Consider the following 20254-nt stretch of genomic DNA (forward strand, 5'->3'; position numbering starts at 1 on the left):
TTGCCCGAGCCACAGGCCCGGTTTCTCGATCGAGAACAGCCACAACAATAAATAGAGGCTTTCACATGTTGATAAAAGAAAAGATTCATAGAGCATGGCTTTTGCTGGCGTTCTGTTGCCTGCTGGTGGCGACCATGGGCACCACGACCCTGCTGTCTTTCTTTACCTTGCCCGTCTCCACGACACTGGAGGTTCCACGGGCTGCCTTTACCCTCTACACCAGCATCATGTCCCTCATGGTCATCGTGTCCATGCCGTTCTGGGGCAGGATGCTGCCCAAGATCGGCATCCGGGCGATGGTCGCCATCTCCGGGGCAGGCGCCGGCCTTTCCTATATAGCGATGTCCTATTTCACCAGCCTGTGGCAGTTCTATGTCGCCGGCATCATCATCGGCTTTACCCTGCCGGCCTGCTCGTTCCTGCCAGCATCGGTGATCATCACCAACTGGTTCGAGCAGCGCAGGGGGATGTCCATGGGTGTCGCGATGGCCTTTACCGGGGTCTATGCAGCGATTGGCAGCACCTTCCTGCCCAGCATGATCATCGAAGCCGGTTGGCAGCCTGCCTACAAGCTGCTGGGAGCCGTCATACTGGCGCTCACCCTGCCAGTGCTTCCGTTTCTCTACAGTCATCCGTCGAAGCTCGGACTACAGCCCTATGGGGCCAAGGAGGGTGCCCCATCCGGACCTACCGACACGCCAGCGGGCATATCCGCCAGGGCGGTTTATCGCTCGCCGGCGTTCTGGCTCGTGTGCATGGCGTTGTTCTTCGGGCATGCTTCCATCATCGGTTTCATCCAGCACGCTCCGGCCCATTTGACCAGCAAGGGTATCAGCCCGGTCGAGGCCGGGACCTTCATGGGCCTGTGCATGCTTTCCCTGATCGGCGCCAAGGTGACCCTGGGCTGGCTGAACGACCGAATCGGGACGGTCAACGCCAATCTTGTCTGTCTGTTCTTCGGCGCCATCGCACTGCTCCTTTTCACCCGAATGAGCGGACAGGCAGTCTTCTCCACCATCGGCGTGACGCTGTTCATCGCCTATGCCTTCGGCTATGCCTACAACAGCATCTTCCCACCACTTTTGATATCGCGGATGTTCGGCGCGACCAAGGACTTCGCCTCCATCTACGGCGTCGCCTATGCCCTCGCCTGCGTCGGTGTCGCCATAGGTCCACCGTTGTTCGGTACTTCCTACGACCTGACCGGTTCCTACGACACCATGCTGCTCATCGGCCTTGGTTTCGTCGCCATCTCCGCTGCACTGACCGTTCTTGCCATACGTCTGAGCGACCGCATGCCCAACGCCAGCCAGACAACAGACGCAATCGCACCCAGCAATTGCTGAAGGAGGTCTCACATGGCGCACAACAAGCGAGGACTGGAGGGAACCGTCGCGGTCGTGACCGGAGCGGCTCGAGGAATCGGCCGCGCCATCGCCGAACGCCTTGCCGGCGACGGCGCCCGCGTCGCCTGCCTCGACATCAGCCCAGCGCGCCTCGAGGCGTCCGTCGCGCAAATGCGCGCCGATGGCCTGGACGTTCACGCGTATGTGCTCAATGTCGCTCGACGCAGCGAGGTGCATGAAGTATTCCAGCGCATCGAAGCCGACCTCAGCGGGCCGCTGGCGACGCTCGTAAACAACGCCGTCTGGGCAAGCTATCAATCGATCGAAGAGATCGACGAAGAGACCCTGGAGAAAATGCTCGCCGTGGGCCTTAAAGGCATCGTCTGGACAACCCAGGCGGCGACGGCGCAGATGAAGCGGCACGGTGCCGGCACGGTAATCAACCTCAGCTCCGCAGCCGCTGTCCTGGCGCTCAGGAACTCCGTCGCCTACTGCGCCATCAAGGCAGCGGTAGCGGGTTTGACGCGGGCTGCCGCGCTCGATCTAGGCCCCCATGGCATCCGGGTGAACGCGATTGCGCCCGGCATGATCGGCACCCCTGCCTCACTGGGGAAATTCGACCAGGCCACTCTGCGCGCCAGGGAGAGCAACGTACCCATAGGCCGTTTTGGCGACGCCAGCGAAATTGCCTCGATAGTGGCTTTCCTCGCTTCGGCACAGAGCAGCTACGTCAATGGCGCGCTGATCATGGCCGATGGCGGCCTGACCATCGCCGGTACCTGAGCCATTCATTGGCCCATGAGGACAAGCACATGCAACGGCTACACAACAAACGCGCGATCATCACCGGCGCCGGCAGTGGTATCGGTCGGGCCAGCGCCCTGCGCTTCGCCCAGGAAGGCGCCCAGGTGCTGGTTGCCGGCCGCACTGTCGCTAGAGTCGAGGAAACCGCAGAGCTGATCCGCGCCGCTGGCGGCAGCGCCATTGCAATGGCGGCGGATGCATCGATCGAGGCCAACGTCGAGGCCATGGTCGCCCGCTGCATCGCCGAATTCGGCGGCCTGGAGATATTCTTCGCCAATGCGGCGACCTGGGTCGGCAACGTCTCCCTATTCGAGCAGACCGTCGCCCAATGGCAGGAGGTGCTGCGAGTCAACCTGATCGGCGCCTTCCTCGCCACCAAGCACGCCGGTCGCCATATGCGGGCTCAGGGCTTCGGCTCGATCATCTTCACCTCCTCGGTGGCGGCCTTGCGCGCCAATGCCGGGGATGCGGCCTACAGCGCCAGCAAAGCTGCCGTCAACTCCCTGGCGCAAGTGGCCGCCAACGAACTGTCCGGCACCGGCGTGCGGGTCAATGCCATTCTGCCGGGTCTCATCGAGACGGAAGGCACCCGGGCGCTGTTCGACGCGGCCAAGGCACGCGGCGCAGCTTCCCGGCTCGGCCAGGTCAATCCACTCAAGCGCCCCGGACAACCCGAGGAAATCGCCGCCATGGCGGCTTTCCTCGCCAGCGAGGATGCCTCCTACGTCAACGGCCAGGCCATTGCGGTAGATGGTGGGGTATCCAGCACGCATCCGTTCGGCCGCCTCGGTTGAGGTCATGTCAATCCCCTCGCCAATCATGAAGGAGCTATTCCGTGGATCTGGAACTACCGAAGAAGCTGACCGATTACCTCGCCGAGCTGGATGACTTCATCGAGCGTGAAATCAAACCGCTCGAAAATGAAAACGACAACATCCGTTTTTTTGATCACCGCCGCGAAAATGCGCGGACCGATTGGGAAAACGGCGGCCAGCACGCCAGGGAATGGAAAGCGCTGCTGGCCGAAGCGGTGCGCCGCGCCGACGCCGCCGGCCATTACCGCTATGCCCTGCCCAAGGCCTATGGCGGTCGGGATGGCAGCAACCTGGAGATGGCGGTGATTCGCGAGCACCTGAACGCGAGAGGTCTGGGCCTGCACAACGACGCAGCCACCGAGCACGCCATCGTTTCCGTACAGGTGCTCACCGCTCAATTGCTGATCGAGTTCGGCAGCGAAGGGCAAAAACGCAAGTACCTACCGGCGCTCCTCGACAGTTCCGCGGCCATGGCCATGGCGATCACCGAGCCCGGCCACGGTTCGGATGCCACCCACATGGAAACCGTCGCCCGGCGCCAAGGCGAGCACTGGATCATCAACGGTAGCAAGACCTGGAACTCGGGCGCCAATTGGGCCGACACCAACATGGTGTTCGCCCGCACCAGCGGCAAGGCCGGCGACGCCAAAGGCATCACTGCCTTCCTGGTGCCGCTCAAACCCGAGGCCACACCGGGGCATGTGGTGGAGGAGCTGTTGTGGACCTTCGTCATGCCCACCGATCATGCCAGCGTCAGCCTCACCGACGTCAAGGTTCATAACGACGATATCGTCGGCCACGAAGGCGAGGGCCTGACGATCGCCCAGCGCTTCTTCAACGAAAACCGCATCCGCCAGGCGGCGGCGAGCCTCGGGGCGGCACAATATTGCGTCAACGAATCGATCCGCTACGCCAAACAGCGGGCGCCCTTCGGCAAGCCGCTGGCGAACAACCAGGGCATCCAGTTCCCGCTCGTCGAGTTGCAGACCCAGTGCGAAATGGTCCGCGCGCTGCTCCACAAGACCGCCTGGCTGATGGACAGGTACGGAGCGGCCTCGCAAGGCGACAAGGTATCCATGCTCAACTTCTGGGCCAACCGGCTGTGTTGCGAGGCGGCCGACCGGGCCATGCAGATTCACGGCGGCCTGGGCTATTCCCGGCACAAGCCCTTCGAACACATCTACCGCCATCATCGCCGCTACCGCATCACCGAAGGCACCGAGGAAATCCAGATGCGCCGTGTCGCCGGTTATATGTTCGGCTTCATGCAACTGGGGGGCGCGGCATGAGCGGGCCGCTGGCTGGAGTGAAAGTCGTCGAGATCGTCGGGCTGGGGGCGGCACCGTTCTGCGCCATGATGCTGGCCGACATGGGCGCGGAAGTGATCCGCATCGACCGGCCGGGGGGCGGCGAGATCATGAAGTGGGTCGAGCCGCGCTTCGATGTAATGGCTCGTGGGCGGCGCTCGGTGGCCATCGACCTGAAAAAGCCGGGTGCCACCGAGGCGGTGCTCGACCTGGTGGCACAGGCCGATATTGTCCTGGAAGGCTTCCGTCCCGGTGTGATGGAGCGCATGGGGCTGGGCCCGGAGGCCTGCCTGGCGCGCAACCCCAGGCTGGTCTATGGGCGCATGACTGGTTGGGGCCAGGAGGGCCCGTTGGCACAGGCCGCCGGCCACGACATCAACTACATCGCCCTGGCTGGCGTGCTGCATACCATAGGCACGCCGGATACAGCGCCCGTACCGCCGATGAACCTGATCGGCGACTTCGGTGGCGGCGGCATGCTGCTGGCCTTCGGCATCCTCTGTGCGCTGCATGAGGCAGGGAAATCCGGCCACGGCCAGGTGGTCGACGCAGCCATGAGCGAAGGCTCGGCACTGCTCGCCGCGATGAACTGGGGCTTCAAGGCCGCCGGCCTGTGGCGCAACGCGCGCGGTGCCAACGTCAATGACGGGGGCGCCCACTTTTACGCCGCCTATGCCTGCGCCGATGGTCACTGCATTTCGATCGCCGCAGCCGAACCGCAGTTCTATGCCCTGCTGCGCCAGAAACTGGGGCTGGACGACCCGGTTTTCGATGCGCAACACGACCATCGACGCTGGCCGGAGCTCAAGGCACGGCTCGCGGCAATATTCAAGACCCGGGCTCGTGCCGAGTGGTGCGCGTTGCTGGAAGGCAGCGATGTCTGCTTCGCCCCCGTGCTCGACTGGAACGAGGCCCCGGAACATCCGCACAACCGCGCACGCGGCCTGTTCATCGATATCGCCGGCGTCACCCAACCGGCACCGGCACCACGTTTCAGCCGCAGCTCGCCGCCGCACCCCGGTGCCCCTTCCGCCCCTGGTGCCGATACCGAAAGCGTATTGCGCGACTGGGGCTTCGCTGCCGGCCGGATCGCGGTGCTGCGCGCCAGTGGAGCGATCCCGCCGGCAACGGGCGACTGAACGTCCTGACCCAGCAACAGCGACGAGGAAGAGCCAGCATGTTCATTGACAATAGCCGCGCAGCGGTACAGGACTGGGACGCCGTTGCCCACTATCTCGCCGGGCAAGGCATGACCTTCGACCGTGAGCGGGAGATTCGCCAGTTTGCCTCCGGCATCGCCAATCTGAACTACCTCGTCTCGCTCGACGGCAAGTCGGCGGTGTTCCGCCGTCCGCCCGACAATGACGCGCCTCCCGGTGCCTACGACTTCGCCCGCCAGTACAAGATCCTCTCGCGGCTTGGAAAATGCCTACCGACCATACCGCTGGGACTGGCGTATTGCGATGACCCCAGCGTGATCGGCGTGCCTTTTCTGATCAGCGAGTTCCGCCAGGGTCTCGCCATCTCCCGCGAGCTGCCAGTGCAACTCGCCGCAGTGGATGACATCGGCGGCAAACTTGGCGCGCTGATCGTCGACGCCCTGGCGCAACTGCACCGCATCGACCCCGCCGAGGCCGGGCTCGCCGACCTGGGCAAGGCCGAAGGTTTCATCGCGCGGCAAATCCACGGCTGGCACAAGCGCGCCTCGCGAGTCATGTCGGGCGAGTCGATGCGCAAGGTCGAGCGACTGCGGGACTGGCTCGTGGCCCACCAGCCTGCCGAACGACCGGGCACCCTGGTGCATCTGGACTTCAAGCTGGACAACGTGCTGGTCGATACGGACAGCCTGAGCGTACAGGGTATCGTCGATTGGGAAATGGCGACCATCGGTGACCCCTGCTACGACCTGATGCTGATGCTTGTCGTCTGGGGTGAGCCGAACGACAGCCCGGTCTATACACAGCAGTGCTGCATGCCCTGCCGTGCTCCCGGATGGTGGACCCGGCGGCAGGCGCTGCAGGCCTACCAACGGCAAACCGGTATCCAGATGTCCGAGGCGCAGGTGAAGTTCTACTGGCTGCTGGCGATGCTGCGCAACGTCGGCGCGCTGGCCCAACTGATCGCCCTCTACCAGCGGCAGCCCATGCCCAATGCCAGCACCCTCGACATGCCCACCGTCCTCGCCACCACCCTGGACCACGCCGTCGACCTGACTGTCCGGCCACTCGACTGGTAACAGCCCCACAAAGACACCCGCCAATAACATGGAAAGACGAATGGAAATGCACTCCCGGCTCCCTGAGCAACACACCCGCTCGTTCGATGAAGTCCTCTTCAGGCGACGTTCGGTTCGCGGCTTCCTTGACGATGAAGTGCCCGACGAGCTGTTGCAGGAAGTCTTCAGCCTCGCCCAGCAAACGCCGTCCAACTGCAACGTACAACCCTGGATCGTCCATGTACTGTCGGGCCAGGCTTGCAATACCTTGCGGAAAAAGCTGCTCGCGGCGGCGAGGCTTCCCGAAAACATGCACCCGGACTGGCCCGTCGATACCCGCTACGAAGGCATCTTCCGCGAGCGGCAATTCGATGCCGCAGCCCAACTCTACGGTGCCATGGGGGTGGAAAGGCAGGACAAGGCCGGACGCAACGACGCCTTCCTGCGCAACTTCAGCTTTTTCGATGCGCCCCATGTGGCCTTCATTTTCCTGCCGTTGCCCTTCGACATCCGCCAGGCAGCGGACTGCGGCATGTATGCCCAAACCCTGCTACTGGCGATGACCTCACGGGGGATCGATTCCTGTGCCCAGGGCGCCCTGACCCTGTATCCCGACCTGGTGCGCGAGCAGCTCGGCGTTTCAGCGCAACATCGCTTGCTGTTGGGCATTTCCTTTGGCTACGAGGATACCGAAGTGAAAGCGAACGCAGCCCGTGTCGACCGGGGCGCACTCTCTCAGGCCGTCCGGTTTCACCGATGAATGACCAGGCTTCATGCGATTGCCCTGGAACATCGATTTCTTATGGACGAACACCCACGAGGGAACCCTGATGACACACCACAAGAAGAATGGATGGCATCGACTGCCTGGCTGCCTATACCTGGCCCTGCTCATGTCCTCTGCACTGGCCATGGCCGACGGCGCGGCAAGTCGCCAGGATGAGATCCAGGAGATGCGAACGCTGGCCAGCTCGGTGACGGCGAACGTGTTGATCTATTACAACCTCAACGGCACTCCCTACCACATCGGCAACGACGAAGCCTACAGAAACGACATGGCGCGCTTGCTCGGGATGGCCACGCAGTTCGACCACGGCGATATCACCGAGCAGGTACAGAATCTGGGCGCCGCGATCGCCGAGCTGAAGAACCTGCCGCAGTCCGCCACTGCGGCGCGTTCGACACTATCAGCCTATGCCCGCTGGCTCCCTCCCGTCCTCGATGCGCATGCCCAGCTCGACAGCGCGCTCGGCGCGCTCCATGACGAACTACCGCCGGCATCGGAAACCCGCCGTGCGCTGCATGATCTCAGCCGTGAGATCGGCCAACTGCTAGTGGAATACCAGCAGGCATCCTTTCCCTACCTGGCTTCCGTCTGGCTTCCGGACAGCCAGGCCATGATCAGGCTGGATACTTCGGTGGAACACCGGTTCGCCATGCTATCCGCGCGGGATGTCCATCTGGCCCAATCCCTGAAGGCCCCCATCCAAGATTATCGCTTCGTGCGCCAGCGCCTGCTCACCTCGGGACAGTGGGCCCCGAATGCGGTTGGACGCTATCTGATACGGGCCATGCAGGCGCTGGATACGCAAGCCCGCGGGCACTGAACCTCATCGCAGGCGGGTGCCGGCCACTGGCGCGAGTGCCACGCAGGCCTCGCCGATCACTTTCAGCTCTCCAGCCTCGCCGGTCACCCGCACCTCGACGCGCGCCAGGCGCTCCCCGTCATGCTCGTTAATATCGAGGATCTCGCCACTGCATAGCAGCGCCGCACCCAGCTCCACCCGGCTGACGAAGCGCACGGAAAACCGGCGAATCCGCGACTGCGGTATCCAGTCTGTGAGAAAACGGCCAAGGTAGGCCATCGACAGCATGCCGTGGGCAAATACGTCAGGCAGGCCCGCCCGCCGAGCGAAGTCGCTGTCGATATGCACCGGGTTGTGGTCACTGGACGCCCCTGCGTAGAGCGCCAGCATGGTCCGATCAATAGGTGCCAAACGAAGTGGCTGAGGACCAAGATTATCAGCACCCCGACTCATACCGGCCTCCCGTCATGCTGCTGCACCCCCACACAACGAAGATCGGCAATATGCTCGCCCATGGCATCGGTGACTCGCGTTTCACGCACGAAAAACTCCAGAGCCCCGTCGCGACGGCTATAAATGTCGCTCAGCCGCGGTTCGAAGGTCAGTACATCACCGGCACAGGCCATCCGGTGATAGACGAACGACTGTTCACCATGCAGCAGACGCCCCAGATCCAGATCGAGCAGCCGTTGCAGTTCCCAGGGATCGAGGGAGTCGTTCTCCAGGCAGAACAGGAATGTCGGCGGCACCGGAATATTGCGGTAACCAGCTTGCCGCGCCGCAGCCTCGTCTAGATAGACAGGATCGAGCTGCCCCGTGGCCTTGGCAAAAAAGCGCAGACGGCCCTTTTCCACCTCGACACTGTGCGGCCTCAGGCAATGATCAATCAGCGTCCTGTCGAGCATGCTGCGCTCCCCAGCTGCGGACGCGCTTCCCAGTCGCCGAAAGGATTGAAGATGAAGTCGTCGATATTGCTTGCAAAGGCCTCGGTCAATTCCATATGAAAGCCGAGCCTCGACATCAGATCGACGATCCGCTGCGGAGCGAGATGTTCCGGCAGGTTCTCATGACCAACCAGTTGGCCGAAATCGAGGGAGAAACTGCGTAGATCACGCACATCCTGTCGCGCCAACGCCGCCACGGTCGCGGACATATCGCGCACCAGCCAGGTGATGTTGTGAATGGCGCGGCCTCGGCGCGCCAGCAGTTGCGCCCAGGGGGAATCCTCGGTCTTCGGGCGGCAGTACTGAAGAACCACATTGCCCAGATTCACATGGACGATATCAAGAGAACCCAGACTACCGAGAAACTCGGCAAAGCCACTCTCGACCTTCCCCGAGCCGAACAGCCGCTGTAGCAGAACACAAGGGTCGTCCAAGTCATCAACGGCGAGCTCGACATGCAGAAGGGGAGACAAATTGCCGAACAGCACGTCTCCCGACGGGTCATCGTCGCCCGCTACCCTCGAACTAGTGGTGGCCCCGATCAGCTCGATGTTAAAACCGAGACGCGCCATCGTCGCAAACACACAGACCGGTGCCTTGACCAGGCCCGTGGCGGTCTGCAGATCGATGTCCGAGCGATCGAGGACGGCAATCCCCTCCTGCGCAAATGCAGTCTCCGCGGAGACCAGGTCCGCGACGAAAAACGCCAGGCTATGAACCTGCGGCCCATGTTCCCTGAGTTGCCGGTGAAGCCGTCCATCCACCGAGCCCGGCTGGATGAATTGCAGCCGGACGTCACCGAGTCCCGCATGCACTATCCGCGTCGCATTCTCCTGTTGCGAGGACGAAGAGGCCCGCTGCAGCAGCGGGGCGTCGAAAACATCGCCGAGCAAACGGCCCGCCGCAGCCGCATCATCCACGATCACGCTGATATGGCTCAGGGCCGATAGTCGTATCGACATACATCCTCCTCTCTCGGTCCAGGCATTCGCCTACCCCGCCGTAGGGTAGTAGGGCTGGCGTTTTTCGATGAACGCCGCCATGGCCTCGCGAAAATCCTCACCATGGGCGCACAGGGTCTGGTTGCGGTCTTCCATGGCTATCACCGCTTCCAAACTCTGGCCATCGATGGCATGACCCAGCACCTCCTTGGTCAGGCGCAGCCCCAAAGGCGCGGTTCTGAGCATATCTTCTACCAGGGCACTGGCTTCCTCCTCGAGCTGCTCCGGCGCGACCACGCGACTGACCAGCCCCAGTTCGTAAGCGCGTTGTGCATCGATGAAGCGCCCAGTCAGCATGTATTCCGCCGCGACCGAGCTGCCCACCATGCGCAGCAGGAAATAGCTGAGACCCATGTCGCAGGCACTGAAGCCGATACGGATGAACGCGGCGTTCATGCGCAGGGTCGATGTGGCGATACGCACATCCGTCGCCAGGGCCAGGGAAAAGCCGCCGCCGCAGGCGGGCCCGTTGAGCAGGCCGATGATCGGTTGCGGGCAACGGCGCATGGCGATGACGATATCGCGGTAGCGGCGGGTAGACGCCAACCCCTCCGACACCGAAAGCGTCGAGGTCTGCGCAGTGTGTTCCGTGAGATCGAGTCCGGCACAGAAAGCCCGGCCTGCACCGCGCATGACCACGACCCGGATATCCTCGCGCACGTACAAGCCGGTGAAGAGGCGTCCCAACTCGTCGACCAGTTCGAGGTTGAGCGCATTCAGGACCTGTGGTCGGTTCAGCGTGACCCAGAGTACGGGCCCCCGCTCGTCCAGTTCGAGACAGTTGTATGTCATATTTGCAGCCTCCATACCCTGTTTGCTGCTCAAGTCGTGCGCTTGGCTTTGTCGGCGGCATTGCGTTCGTCGATCAGTTGGCGGGTACGCCGCCAGTCTTCGTCGGTCAAGTTGGTCAGCTTGGCGAAGTTGCCGCCGGTCGCCGGGTACAGCCCGCCGTCGATCACGATAGTTTCGCCATTGATGTAATCGGAGCCCGGCGCCATCAGGTAGACCGCCAGGTTCGCCAGCTCGGACATCTCCCCGGCGCGTTGCATGGGCACATCGTCGCCGGGTTTGGCGGCCCCAGTGGGATCCAGCCTGGCGGCAGCACTCTCGGTTGGAAAGACCCCCGGCGCGATGGCGTTGATGCGGATACCGCGCCCACCCCACTCCACCGCCAGAGATTGCGTCATCGCATTCAGACCCGCTTTCGACATGGCGGAGGGTACGGTGAACGCCGAGCCGTTCCAAACCCAGGTGACCAGCGTGGACAGGACGTTGGCTCTCTGACCCGCCGCCAGCCAGCGTTTTCCGCATTCCAGGGTGATGTAGAAGGAGCCGTGGAAGACGGTGCTGGCAATCGCATCGAAGGCCCGGGGCGACAAGTCCTCGGTGCGGCTGATGAAGTTCCCGGCGGCATTGTTGATCAGACCGGTCAGCGCGCCACCATCGTCCCAGATACGGTCGAGCATGGTGGCGATGGCCTCGGGCTGGCGGATGTCGCAGGTCAGTGCCACGACCTTACCGCCATGCTGTGCCATCAACTCGGCGGCGGCCAGTTCGACCACGGCAGCACGCCGTCCGCAGATATAGACCTCGCTGCCCAACATTAGAAAGGCTTCGGCCATAACCCGTCCCAGTCCCGTCCCGCCACCGGTAATCAGGATGCGCTGCTCGCGCATCAGACCCGGCTTGAACATCAAATCGTCAAGTTGCATCGGTATTTCCGCTCATATATGCGGGCGTTCAGGATCAACGCTCAAAGACGGGCGCGCGCTTCTCGAAGAATGCCTTCACACCCTCCCTGAAGGCAGGTGAGTCCAGCAGCTCGCGTTGCCGATCGCGCTCATAGCCAAGCTGGGCCAACAGGTCCTGTCTGCCCGCCGCATCCAGTGCGCGACGCGCTTCGAGGGCGCTATGCGGCGGTACCTGGGCCAATCATCTAGCGATATTTCTCGCCTCGTCCAACAGCGCATCATCCTCGACACAAGCCCAGATCAATCCCCACTCCTGCGCCTTCTCCGCCGATAGGCGATCGCCCAGCAGCAACAACCCCAGACTCCGTGCACGCCCGATCCGTTGCGGCAGAAACCAGGTTGCACCCATGTCCGGCACAATGCCCAAACGTGGTAGAAACGGCGTGAGGAAATAGCTCGAGCGCGCGGCAATCACAATGTCCGCCGCCAACGCCAGCGCCACGCCCCCGCCTGCTGCAACGCCATTCACGGCAGCCACCACCGGCAGAGGAAACTGCTGCAATGCCAGAATGAGCGGATTGGCGAGTGCATCCATGGTCGCCGCAGCCCGCTCACCGAGGGACAAGCCATCGATATCGACGGCATCCATTTTCCCGAGATCAGCACCGGAGCAGAACGCCTGCCCCGCGCCGGTGAGAATCAATGCCCGCACCTCATCCCGTGTGCGCAGCCAATCCAGTGCCTCGATCATTTCCCGCAGGCTAGTCTCCGAGAGACTGTTTCGGCTGCCGGGCTGGCTCAGTGTAAGCGTGGCGATGTGATCCGAAATATCCATATGGATCGTCGAAAAGCGCATAGCGGCATCTCCTCAATCACGACAGCTTTCAGGGGGTGAGCGCACCGAGCAGTTCCGATACGTTCTCGACCTTGTCGAGGTCCTTACACAGCCCGACGATCCTGCTCAGCTTCGCTTGCGCCAGGGGCACGGCGGCATAGGCGGCGCATTTGTCGAGCTTTTGCTGCAGGTCGTCCCAACTCATCGGGTTGCGGGTGTGCCCCAGGACATAGGGCGTGCACTGCCGAAACACGCGGCCGTCCTGCAGTGTGATCTCGACGCTGAAGCCTTCGAACTGGTCCGTAATCGCCGGATCGGTCTCCACGATGATTTTCTGCATCAGCTCGCGCTTGTCCGCCCGGTTGACTTCCTCAACAGTGAAGTCGCCGAGGAAAACATCGCCGCCGATGATCGCAGTCGCTACCGTATAGGGTGTGCTGTACAGCGCCTCGCCAACGGTCTTTGGGTTCCATTTCGCTTCTTTTGGCTCGATGGTCATCCGCGCACCCTCGCTGCCGATGCAGCGCACGCTGGCGATTTCTCGGTAATCGAGCTGATCGCGGCGCATGATCTCGATCGCTCCGGCGATGAACGAATGGGTGAACTTGCAGGCCGAATAGGGCTTCATCGACAGCCCCTCGGCGTAGATCCAGCGCCTGCCCAGCCCCTCGGTCAGGATCTCTGGATACACGTCGCTCCAGCCGATGTGCCGGAACGAGCCACCCGGCACGCCGAGGAAAATCCCCTTCGGTCCAGTCACGCCCTGACGCGACAGCAATGCCGCCTTGATCGCGGTCTCGCCGGCAAAGCTATGCTGAACCCGCGCCATCTGCGTGCCTTCGGCATACTTCTGCATTTCCGACATGCCGTGGTTCGAGTAGGCGATCCCCAGGGCATTCCAGGTTTCCTCGACACTCAAGCCCAGCAGCCGCGCTACCGAAGCCGTGGCGCAGAGAGGCCCCATGTACTCGCCAGGCACGCCAAAAGAAGCATGAGAAGTACCATTCATTGCCGTGTTGACCCGGACACCCAGTTCACCACCCGTCACATAGGCGGCGAGGAACTCCTTGCCCGTTACCGGCTTGTCGGCGATACCCAGTGCGGCCAGCATGGCGGGGATATTCCATTCGGTGACATGGCCACCGGTCACATGCACGTCGCCCATATCGATACCACGCGCCATGACACCGTTGGCGAACGCCGCCAATGGTGCCGGTACCCGCTGGCCATGGACAAGGATAGGGCTTTGCGGTGCGCCGCCCCACTCCACCACCTGCCGCACGATCTGCGGGCTGACCTCCCAGTTGGAACCGGCGATGGTGACGGCCAAGGTGTCGAGGATGGCCTTTTTCGCCAGTTCGATCACCTCGGCGGGAATATCCTCGAATGCCGTGGTGACCACCATTGCGGCAAGCTTGCCTGCAGGATCCTGCTCCGGCCTGATCGGTTCGAACGCGTTCATTGCAATCTCCGCAATTAGCTCTGAAGGTCACTCCGCCATGCAACAAGCACAGCTCTATTCCTGCGCACCGACACGCACCATCATCTTGCCCCGGTTCGCTCCCCGGAGCAGATCGATCAGGGCCAGAGGTGCGTTCTCCAGTCCTTCGACGATATCCATGCAGGGCTTGAGCTGCCCCTGGCGGATCCAGTCCGACAGCGTTCTCTCGGCAGCCTTGCGCTGCTTGTAGAAATCCATCACCAGAAAACCTTCCATACGGATGCGCTTGGCCACCAGCACACCGGGCACACCGCCTGGGCCACCGCCCCAGTCTGCCTGGTTGTACTGCGACACGGCGCCGCAACAAGCCACGCGGCCATGGGCGTTCATCAGACTCAAGGTGATTTCCAGAATCTCGCCGCCGGTGTTGTCGAAGTACACATCCACCCCCCTGGGGCAGGCTGCCTTCAAGGCCTCGCGCAGGTTGCCGGCCTTGTAGTCGACGGCGGCGTCGACTCCCAGTTCCTCCACCAACCAGCGGCACTTCTCCGCCCCCCCGGCAACGGCCACTACCCGGCAACCGGCGATCCTGGCAATCTGTACTGCAATACAACCCACCGCACCCGCCGCGCCCGAAACCAGCACGGTTTCCCCCGGTCGCGGCCTGCCCACGTCGAGCAACCCGAAGTAAGCGGTAAGACCAGTGATACCCAGTACACCGATCAGGTGCTCCAGCGACTCGTTTCTATTCCTCACCCGCACGCTTTCCGGCGTGACCAGGGCAAAATCCTGCCAACCCAGATCACCGTCCACCAGGTCACCAGGCACCAGACCAGGGACATTGGACTCCATGACCTCACCGATGCCGAAGGCCGCCATGACCTCGCCAGGCTGCAACTGGGGTCGGTAGGTGCGGGTCATCATCCAGGCGCGTTGCGCCGGATCGACCGACAGCCCGCGCAGACGAACCAGCGCCTGGCCAGGTCCGGGAACCGGGACTGGTGTCTCCTGCAAACGGAAGTGTTCAAGCCCGACCGCCCCGCTCGGGCGCTGTGCGTAGATCCATTGGCGATTGAGATCAGCCGTAGGCATCTTCTGCCTCCTTGTTATTCGTATAAAAGCTGTAGAGAAAAACGGTTCGCAAAGAACGTTTGGCAAGAAAAATAGCTTCAGCCGGATAGCCCTTCGGCTTTGCCGATGATCTCCTTCATGATTTCGTTGGTGCCGCCGAAGATCCGCATGATCCGAGCATCCGCCCAGGCCCGTGCGATGGGGAACTCGGTCATGTAGCCGTAGCCGCCGAACAATTGCAGACACTGGTCCATGACCCGCCCCTGCAGGTCGGTACACCACCACTTGGCCATGGCCGCCTGCTCAGCGGTCAGTTCGTGTTTCAGATGGAGGCCGGTGCATCGATCGATGAAGACCTGGGCGATCTCAATTTCCGTACGCAGGCCCGCCAGAACCTGGCGCGAGAGCTGGAAGGTGCCGATCGGCTTGCCAAAGGCAGTGCGCTCCTTGACATAAGTGAGCGTCCATTCCAGCGCCGCACGGGACGAAGCCACAGCGGAGTTGGCAATGCTCAGGCGCTCCTGGGGCAGGTTCGTCATCATGTGTACGAAGCCCTGGTTCTCCGTACCGATCAGGTTGGCGCAAGGCACCCGCACGTCGTTGAAGAACAGTTCGGCGGTGTCTTGGGCATGCTGACCGAGCTTGTCCAGATTGCGTCCGCGCTCGAACCCCGCAACGCCACGCTCGATGCCGAGCAAGCTGATACCGCCATGGCGGTTCGCTGGATCGGTCTTGACCGCGGTCAGCACCAAGTCGGCATTGATGCCGTTGGTGATGAAAGTCTTCGAGCCGTTCACCACATAGGCGTCGCCGTCCAGCCGCGCCGTGGTGCGCAGGGCCGCCAGGTCGGAACCACCACAGGGCTCGGTCATGGCAATGGCGGTGACCAGCTTGCCGGCAACCATGTCGGGGAACCAGCGGCGTTTCTGCTCCTCGCTGGAGTAGTCGAGAAAATAAGGCAGTGCGACGTCGTTGATCAGGGCGATGCCTGAAGCCAGAGAGGTCATTCCCAGAGCCAGGCACTCCTCGGTCAGCACCAGGCTGAAGCGGAAGTCGTCCAGGCCCTGGCCGCCGTATTCCTCCGGCACCGCCATGCACAGGTAGCCGTTGTCGCCCAGCGCCTCGAACACTTCATGGGGGACGATGCCATCACGCTCCCATTGCGCGTAGTGTGGCTGGACTTCCTTGAGCAGGAAACGGCGGAAGCCGTCCCGAACCGCATCGTGATCCTCGTCGAAAAGCTCGCGCTTGAAACGGTTGTTGGCTTCTCTGGACATTCAGTTCTTCCCTTCCTCACCGTACATCGTCTCGATGTCGTCGGCATATTTCTTCAGGATCGCCTGACGGCGGATCTTCATGGTCGCCGTCACGGCCTCGGAGCCAGGCGCCCATTCGCCGCCGACGATGTGAAACTTCTTGATCTGCTCGACTCGCGCCAATTGCAGGTTGGCCTGCGCCACTTCTTCCTCCACTGCCTTGCGCACTTCCGGGAGCCGACACAGGGCTGCCAGCGGCAGGTGCTCCATGGCCCAGGCCCATACGTGCACGGAGTCGAGGGTGAGCAGGGCTGTGTTGTAGTTGCGGGCATCGCCCACCACCACCGCCTGGGAAATCAGGCTGCCCGCATTGGTCAAGGCGCCTTCGATGCTCGATGGCGACATGTTCTTGCCGAAGGAGTTGATGATGATGTCCTTCTTGCGATCGACGATGCGGAAGTAGCCATCGGCATCCACGGTGCCGATGTCGCCGGTGTGCAACCAGCCATCGGCATCCATGACCTCGGCAGTGGCCTCCGGCTGCTTGCGGTAGCCGCGCATGATCCCGGCGTGGCGGATAAGCACTTCGCCGTCCGCGGCCAGTTTCACCTCGACCCCCGGCTGCGCCTTGCCCACCGTGCCGATGCGGATCTTGCCGCCCTTCGGACTGCGCGTGCCCAGGGCCGCCGATTCGGTCATGCCGTAGGCTTCGTCCAGCGGCAGGCCGATGGCATGGAAGAACTCCACCAGGGCCGTCGGGGCCATGGCACCACCGGAACCGACGAACAGTCCCTCCGCATCCAGGCCCAGTGACTGGCGCACCGGTGCGAAGAACCTGGCATCGGCCTCCGCACAGGCCTGCGCCAGCGCTGCCGGTACCGGTTGGTCCGCCTGCTCCAGGCGTACCTTTTCCAGCGACTGCTGCAGCGCCTGCCGTAGCTCCAGGCGGTCATCCTCGGGCAAGGTAGCCCATCGGGACTCGATGCCCTGTTTGACCTTCTCCCAGAGCCGTGGCGGGGAGAAGAATATATGCGGATGCACCTGTTTGACCGCCGCCATGATGTTCGCGGTGTCGTCGCAATAGGTGATGGTGCAGCCGTTGAGCAGAGGCAGGTAATGCCCGGCGACCCGCTCGGTGGTGTGGGCCGCAGGCAGCCACGACAATATCCGCTGCTCAGGGAAGTACGTCAGCCAGTACTCGACGATGGTGGCGAAGGCAATCACGCTGGAGTGCGGCAACTCCACCCCCTTGGCCGGTCCGGTGGTACCCGAGGTGTAGACGATGGTCGCCAGGTCGTCAGGCCGTACCGAGGCTACCGAAGCCTCGAAGTCGAAGCCCTGCGCACCGTTTTTCTCCAGCTCGGCCCAGTCCATGGTGCCCGCACCGCCGCCCCCTTCAAGCAACACCACGGTGGACAGTGCCGGCCATTCACGTTGCGCGCCCTGTATCTGCTCGAGGAAAGCGCGCTCGCAGAGGACGATGCGAGCATCGGAGTTATCCAGCAAGGGCACGATCTGCGCCGCCGGCAAGGTGGCGTAGATCGAGAAAGGTGTAGCGCCGAGGCACATTATGGCCAGATCGGCGAAGAGGAATTCAGGCCGGTTCTTCAACATCAGCGCCACGGTGTCACCATGGCGAACGCCAATCCGGCTCAAACCCGCCGCCAGGGCCTCGACGTGCTCACGCACCTGTCGCCAGGTCAGGCGGGTCTTGCCATCGAGGCTGTTGACGGCCAGGCGGTCGCCATACTGCTCGACGGTACGAAGAAATCCCTTGACCACCGTCTCCGGGTGCCGGGGCAAGGTGGATATGGCAGACTTCTCATGCTGCGTAGCGGTGGATCCCATGACCTATCCTCTTATTCTTGTCTGATTGTCTTTCACCGATATGAGCGGCGCGCCCCACCCGCCTAGGTCCAGGAACCGACCCAGGCCGGAGCGGCCGCTCAAGGCACTTCCGAGCGGCAGACTCCGTTATACCGAAACCCGGCTACGATACTGGCCGAAATTCGGGGCGCGCTTCTCGGCGAAGGCCGTTACACCTTCCTTGGCTTCCGGCGTGTCGCCGAAGTTGAGCAGGCCGGTGGAAGCCACGCTGCCGGTAGCGACGAAATGCTCGGTATCGGTGTTCAGCGATTGCTTGAGGAAACGCAGCGCGGTGGGCGACATCACCAGCATTTCGTCGGCCCACTTGCGCACTTCCGCCTTCAGCTGATCGGCGGGCACCACGGCATTGACCAGGCCCCAGCGCTCCGCAGTGGCGGCGTCGTACTGGCGGCACATGAACCAGATTTCCCGGGCACGCTTCTCGCCGACGATACGCGCCAGGATCCCGGTGCCCCAGCCAGCGTCGAAGGAGCCGACGCGCGGGCCGTTCTGGCCGAAGCGTGCGTGCTCGGCGGCGATGGACAGGTCGCACAGCACATGCAATACATGGCCGCCACCGATGGCCAGGCCGTTGACCGCGGCGATCACCGGCTTGGGAATGTCACGGATCACCCGCTGCAGAGCGAGAATCTCGAACAGCCCGCTTTCCGACTGGCCGTAGCTGCCGGTTTCGGCGCGCTCCTTCTGATCGCCGCCGGCGCAGAAGGCGCGCTCGCCGGCGCCGGTCAGGCAGACGACACCGACCTCGGGATCGGCCCACGCGCGCTTGAAGCACTTGACCAGCTCATCCACCGTCTCGGCGCGAAACGCATTCATGCGTTTTTCGCGGCAAATGGTAATGGTGGCCAAACCGCTCTCGACTTCGTAACTGACGTCCTGGAGTTCCATGGTGTTTCCTCTTTCATGCATTGGTCTAGTAAATGCCGGCCGGCGCTGGGCCGAACGGCTCAATGGCAAAGCCGCTCAGTGCAGCTCCAGCGATTCGGCCAGGCGTTCCCGATAAGTGCGTGGAGAACCCAGTAATTCCTGATTGAGCTTGGCGCGCTTGTAGAACAGTTGCAGGTCGTGCTCCCAGGTGTAGCCAATGGCCCCGTGCAGCATCAGCGCCCGGTCCGCCGTACGCACCGCGGCCTCCGTGGTGAACGCCTTGGCGATCCAGGCCTGCGGCACGCCGTCGGCCTGCCCCTCCGACAATGCCCAGGCGGCGTAATAGATGCCCGAATGGGCGGCCTCGAGATCGACCAGTATCTCGGCGGCCGCATGCTTGACCGCCTGGAAGGAGCCGACCGGCACGCCGAACTGGACCCGCTGGCCGACATACTCGACGGTCATGTCGAGCATGCGCCGCGCCGCGCCAAGGGACTCCGCAGCGATCAGCAGCGCCATGATGGCGTTGACTTCCCGCGCGGCATCCCGTGGCAAACGCCCCAGGTACCTGGCCTGGGCATCCTGCAGGTGTACGTCGCCGAAGCGGCGGGTGCGGTCGATCAGGCGTCGCGGCTGGATCTCGACCCCAGGCGCATCCGCCTGCAACAGCCAGAGTTCCAGGCCCTCGTCGGCCGGGATGGGTACCAGCAGATGGCTGGCGCCAGGGGCTTCCAACACCATCGGCACGACGCCGGACAAGCGCTCGCCGTTTATCTGCACCTGGCTCACGCCCTGGTCGGCAGGCAGGCCGGCGCTCACGCACAGGGCACCCGTGGCATCGCCTTCGAGCAACCCGCGCAGCTGTTCGGCAGCACCGGGAACCCGCGAGGCGAATCCCAGCGTTCCCACGCTGGCCAGCAGCACGCCACTCGGCGCGGCGCTGCGGCCCAAGGCCTCGAACATCAGGGCCTGTTCGATCAGGCCGCCACCTTGTCCACCCGCGTCCTCGGCAACACCGATACCCAGCCAGGCGTTGCGTACCAAGAATGCGTCGAATGGCGACAGGTCCTCGCCATCGACCCAACGTCGGACCTTGTCCAGTCCGACCTCGCGCTGCAAGGCGGCATGGATCATGTCGCGCAGCATTTCCTGTTCTTCACTGAATGCAAATCGCATCGTTCGCCCCAC

Annotated in this window: 20 protein-coding genes; 8 read left to right on the forward strand and 12 right to left on the reverse strand. The window is 63.0% G+C overall.

All coding sequences use genetic code 11. The features are described 5' to 3' along the window. Positions 1–65 precede the first annotated feature (65 nt). From ACIGKL_RS20665 to ACIGKL_RS20700, 8 genes are all read left to right on the forward strand, one after another. Positions 66–1346 (forward strand): MFS transporter, encoded by a 1281-nt coding sequence (locus ACIGKL_RS20665; protein ID WP_058171452.1) that lies wholly within the window; start codon positions 66–68, stop codon positions 1344–1346. Positions 1347–1358: 12 nt separating this feature from the next. Further along, positions 1359–2129, forward strand: coding sequence for an SDR family NAD(P)-dependent oxidoreductase (locus tag ACIGKL_RS20670; RefSeq protein WP_058171451.1), 771 nt, complete (start codon positions 1359–1361; stop codon positions 2127–2129). Between the two features lie 29 nt (positions 2130–2158). Continuing rightward, positions 2159–2944 carry an SDR family NAD(P)-dependent oxidoreductase gene (locus ACIGKL_RS20675; protein WP_058171450.1) on the forward strand — a complete coding sequence of 262 codons (786 nt, stop codon included), beginning with the start codon at positions 2159–2161 and terminating at the stop codon, positions 2942–2944. 41 nt (positions 2945–2985) lie between these two features. Beyond that, entirely contained in the window at positions 2986–4254 is a 1269-nt protein-coding gene (locus ACIGKL_RS20680) for an acyl-CoA dehydrogenase family protein (RefSeq protein ID WP_058171449.1), read from the forward strand. Further along, on the forward strand, positions 4251–5411 hold the full coding sequence (locus ACIGKL_RS20685) for a CaiB/BaiF CoA-transferase family protein (protein WP_058171448.1): 1161 nt from the start codon (positions 4251–4253) through the stop codon (positions 5409–5411). Before ACIGKL_RS20680 ends, ACIGKL_RS20685 begins: the two co-directional genes overlap by 4 nt. A 38-nt stretch (positions 5412–5449) precedes the next feature. Further along, positions 5450–6508, forward strand: coding sequence for a phosphotransferase family protein (locus ACIGKL_RS20690; protein ID WP_397488321.1), 1059 nt, complete (start codon positions 5450–5452; stop codon positions 6506–6508). Positions 6509–6548: 40 nt separating this feature from the next. Beyond that, entirely contained in the window at positions 6549–7247 is a 699-nt protein-coding gene (locus ACIGKL_RS20695; RefSeq protein ID WP_397488322.1) for a nitroreductase, read from the forward strand. A gap of 70 nt (positions 7248–7317) precedes the next feature. Then, positions 7318–8094, forward strand: a complete 777-nt coding sequence (locus ACIGKL_RS20700) for a hypothetical protein (protein WP_058171446.1) — start codon at positions 7318–7320, stop codon at positions 8092–8094. 3 nt (positions 8095–8097) lie between these two features. Here the strand turns inward: ACIGKL_RS20700 and ACIGKL_RS20705 are convergent, their stop codons facing one another. From ACIGKL_RS20705 to ACIGKL_RS20760, 12 genes are all read right to left on the reverse strand, one after another. Next, positions 8098–8463, reverse strand: a complete 366-nt coding sequence (locus ACIGKL_RS20705; RefSeq protein ID WP_235583925.1) for a MaoC/PaaZ C-terminal domain-containing protein — start codon at positions 8461–8463, stop codon at positions 8098–8100. Between the two features lie 59 nt (positions 8464–8522). Then, positions 8523–8978, reverse strand: a complete 456-nt coding sequence (locus ACIGKL_RS20710; RefSeq protein ID WP_397488323.1) for a MaoC family dehydratase N-terminal domain-containing protein — start codon at positions 8976–8978, stop codon at positions 8523–8525. Further along, positions 8960–9979 (reverse strand): VOC family protein, encoded by a 1020-nt coding sequence (locus tag ACIGKL_RS20715; protein WP_397488324.1) that lies wholly within the window; start codon positions 9977–9979, stop codon positions 8960–8962. The genes ACIGKL_RS20710 and ACIGKL_RS20715 overlap by 19 nt, the downstream gene beginning before the upstream one ends. A gap of 30 nt (positions 9980–10009) precedes the next feature. Continuing rightward, positions 10010–10810, reverse strand: a complete 801-nt coding sequence (locus tag ACIGKL_RS20720) for an enoyl-CoA hydratase/isomerase family protein (protein WP_397488325.1) — start codon at positions 10808–10810, stop codon at positions 10010–10012. Positions 10811–10839: 29 nt separating this feature from the next. Next, positions 10840–11730 carry an SDR family oxidoreductase gene (locus tag ACIGKL_RS20725; RefSeq protein ID WP_397488326.1) on the reverse strand — a complete coding sequence of 297 codons (891 nt, stop codon included), beginning with the start codon at positions 11728–11730 and terminating at the stop codon, positions 10840–10842. A gap of 220 nt (positions 11731–11950) precedes the next feature. Then, complete coding sequence (locus ACIGKL_RS20730) at positions 11951–12565, reverse strand: enoyl-CoA hydratase-related protein (RefSeq protein ID WP_397488327.1); 615 nt, start codon at positions 12563–12565, stop codon at positions 11951–11953. Positions 12566–12593: 28 nt separating this feature from the next. Further along, positions 12594–14006, reverse strand: a complete 1413-nt coding sequence (locus ACIGKL_RS20735; RefSeq protein ID WP_397488328.1) for an MmgE/PrpD family protein — start codon at positions 14004–14006, stop codon at positions 12594–12596. A gap of 54 nt (positions 14007–14060) precedes the next feature. After that, positions 14061–15077, reverse strand: a complete 1017-nt coding sequence (locus ACIGKL_RS20740) for an NADP-dependent oxidoreductase (protein ID WP_397488329.1) — start codon at positions 15075–15077, stop codon at positions 14061–14063. Positions 15078–15154: 77 nt separating this feature from the next. Further along, positions 15155–16333: an acyl-CoA dehydrogenase family protein gene (locus ACIGKL_RS20745; protein WP_397488330.1), complete on the reverse strand. Its 1179-nt coding sequence runs from the start codon at positions 16331–16333 to the stop codon at positions 15155–15157. Next, on the reverse strand, positions 16334–18160 hold the full coding sequence (locus tag ACIGKL_RS20750) for an AMP-dependent synthetase/ligase (protein WP_397488331.1): 1827 nt from the start codon (positions 18158–18160) through the stop codon (positions 16334–16336). A gap of 126 nt (positions 18161–18286) precedes the next feature. Further along, complete coding sequence (locus tag ACIGKL_RS20755; RefSeq protein WP_058171435.1) at positions 18287–19087, reverse strand: enoyl-CoA hydratase-related protein; 801 nt, start codon at positions 19085–19087, stop codon at positions 18287–18289. A 75-nt stretch (positions 19088–19162) separates the two neighbouring features. Then, a complete protein-coding gene (locus ACIGKL_RS20760; RefSeq protein WP_058171434.1) occupies positions 19163–20242 on the reverse strand; it encodes an acyl-CoA dehydrogenase family protein in 1080 nt (359 codons plus the stop codon). Positions 20243–20254 lie beyond the last annotated feature (12 nt).

This window comes from Pseudomonas sp. NPDC077186, assembly GCF_044543505.1.
Lineage (GTDB): Bacteria > Pseudomonadota > Gammaproteobacteria > Pseudomonadales > Pseudomonadaceae > Aquipseudomonas.

Coding starts and splice junctions, on each gene's coding strand:
- ACIGKL_RS20750 (WP_397488331.1), bottom strand. CDS start 18,160: ATGGGATCCACCGCTACGCAGCATGAGAAGTCTGCCATATCCACCTTG.
- ACIGKL_RS20670 (WP_058171451.1), top strand. CDS start 1,359: ATGGCGCACAACAAGCGAGGACTGGAGGGAACCGTCGCGGTCGTGACC.
- ACIGKL_RS20685 (WP_058171448.1), top strand. CDS start 4,251: ATGAGCGGGCCGCTGGCTGGAGTGAAAGTCGTCGAGATCGTCGGGCTG.
- ACIGKL_RS20740 (WP_397488329.1), bottom strand. CDS start 15,077: ATGCCTACGGCTGATCTCAATCGCCAATGGATCTACGCACAGCGCCCG.
- ACIGKL_RS20735 (WP_397488328.1), bottom strand. CDS start 14,006: ATGAACGCGTTCGAACCGATCAGGCCGGAGCAGGATCCTGCAGGCAAG.
- ACIGKL_RS20675 (WP_058171450.1), top strand. CDS start 2,159: ATGCAACGGCTACACAACAAACGCGCGATCATCACCGGCGCCGGCAGT.
- ACIGKL_RS20730 (WP_397488327.1), bottom strand. CDS start 12,565: ATGCGCTTTTCGACGATCCATATGGATATTTCGGATCACATCGCCACG.
- ACIGKL_RS20665 (WP_058171452.1), top strand. CDS start 66: ATGTTGATAAAAGAAAAGATTCATAGAGCATGGCTTTTGCTGGCGTTC.
- ACIGKL_RS20715 (WP_397488324.1), bottom strand. CDS start 9,979: ATGTCGATACGACTATCGGCCCTGAGCCATATCAGCGTGATCGTGGAT.
- ACIGKL_RS20710 (WP_397488323.1), bottom strand. CDS start 8,978: ATGCTCGACAGGACGCTGATTGATCATTGCCTGAGGCCGCACAGTGTC.
- ACIGKL_RS20690 (WP_397488321.1), top strand. CDS start 5,450: ATGTTCATTGACAATAGCCGCGCAGCGGTACAGGACTGGGACGCCGTT.
- ACIGKL_RS20705 (WP_235583925.1), bottom strand. CDS start 8,463: ATGCTGGCGCTCTACGCAGGGGCGTCCAGTGACCACAACCCGGTGCAT.
- ACIGKL_RS20755 (WP_058171435.1), bottom strand. CDS start 19,087: ATGGAACTCCAGGACGTCAGTTACGAAGTCGAGAGCGGTTTGGCCACC.
- ACIGKL_RS20725 (WP_397488326.1), bottom strand. CDS start 11,730: ATGCAACTTGACGATTTGATGTTCAAGCCGGGTCTGATGCGCGAGCAG.
- ACIGKL_RS20760 (WP_058171434.1), bottom strand. CDS start 20,242: ATGCGATTTGCATTCAGTGAAGAACAGGAAATGCTGCGCGACATGATC.
- ACIGKL_RS20720 (WP_397488325.1), bottom strand. CDS start 10,810: ATGACATACAACTGTCTCGAACTGGACGAGCGGGGGCCCGTACTCTGG.
- ACIGKL_RS20695 (WP_397488322.1), top strand. CDS start 6,549: ATGGAAATGCACTCCCGGCTCCCTGAGCAACACACCCGCTCGTTCGAT.
- ACIGKL_RS20745 (WP_397488330.1), bottom strand. CDS start 16,333: ATGTCCAGAGAAGCCAACAACCGTTTCAAGCGCGAGCTTTTCGACGAG.
- ACIGKL_RS20700 (WP_058171446.1), top strand. CDS start 7,318: ATGACACACCACAAGAAGAATGGATGGCATCGACTGCCTGGCTGCCTA.